This is a genomic window from Bradyrhizobium sp. 1, assembly GCF_023073315.1.
Classification (GTDB): domain Bacteria; phylum Pseudomonadota; class Alphaproteobacteria; order Rhizobiales; family Xanthobacteraceae; genus Bradyrhizobium.
Genome location: NZ_JADPJH010000003.1, coordinates 1 through 1,005 on the forward strand (window position 1 = coordinate 1; position 1,005 = coordinate 1,005).

1 protein-coding gene is annotated in these 1,005 nt (G+C 65.6%); it reads left to right on the plus strand.

Annotation, left to right across the window (positions count from 1 at the left end):
- The coding region (locus IVB29_RS02340; RefSeq protein WP_247501786.1) for a chemotaxis protein CheA at positions 1 to 1,005 on the plus strand (1,005 nt) is incomplete at both ends.

Here is a 1,005-nt window from a genome sequence, read left to right on the forward strand (position 1 = left end):
GGCCGACGAGGGCGCCTCCGAAGGCGACCGCGTCGCCAACCAGTCGATCCGCGTCAACGTGGATACGCTGGAGCATCTGATGACCATGGTCTCCGAGCTGGTGCTGACCCGCAACCAACTGCTGGAGATCTCCCGCCGCAACGAGGACACCGAGTTCAAGGTGCCGCTGCAGCGCCTCTCCAACGTCACCGCCGAGCTGCAGGAAGGCGTCATGAAGACGCGCATGCAGCCGATCGGCAATGCCTGGCAGAAGCTGCCCCGCATCGTCCGCGATCTCTCGGGCGAACTCGGCAAGCAGATCGAGCTGGAGATGCACGGCGCCGACACCGAGCTCGATCGCCAGGTGCTCGATTTGATCAAGGATCCGCTCACCCACATGGTGCGCAACTCCGCCGATCATGGCCTCGAGACCCCCGCCGAGCGTACCGCCAACGGCAAGGGCGAGCAGGGCACCATCAGGCTCTCCGCCTATCACGAGGGCGGCCACATCCTCATCTGCATCGCCGACAACGGCCGCGGCCTCAACACCGACAAGATCAAGGCCAAGGCGATCTCCTCAGGTCTCGCCACCGAGGCCGAGCTCGAGAAGATGTCGGAAGCCCAGATCCACAAGTTCATCTTCGCGCCGGGCTTCTCGACCGCGGCCGCCATCACCTCGGTCTCCGGCCGCGGCGTCGGCATGGACGTGGTGCGCACCAATATCGACCAGATCGGCGGCACCATCGACATCAAGTCGGTGGCCGGCGAAGGCTCCTCCGTCACCATCAAGATCCCGCTGACGCTTGCGATCGTCTCCGCCCTGATCGTCGAAGCCGCCGGCGACCGCTTTGCGATCCCGCAGCTCGCCGTCGTCGAGCTGGTCCGTGCCCGCGCCAACAGCGAGCACCGCATCGAGCGCATCAAGGACACCGCGGTGCTCAGGCTCCGCAACAAGCTGCTGCCGCTGATCCATCTGAAGAAGCTGCTCAAGATCGACGACGGCGCCGCCTCCGATCCCGAGAACGG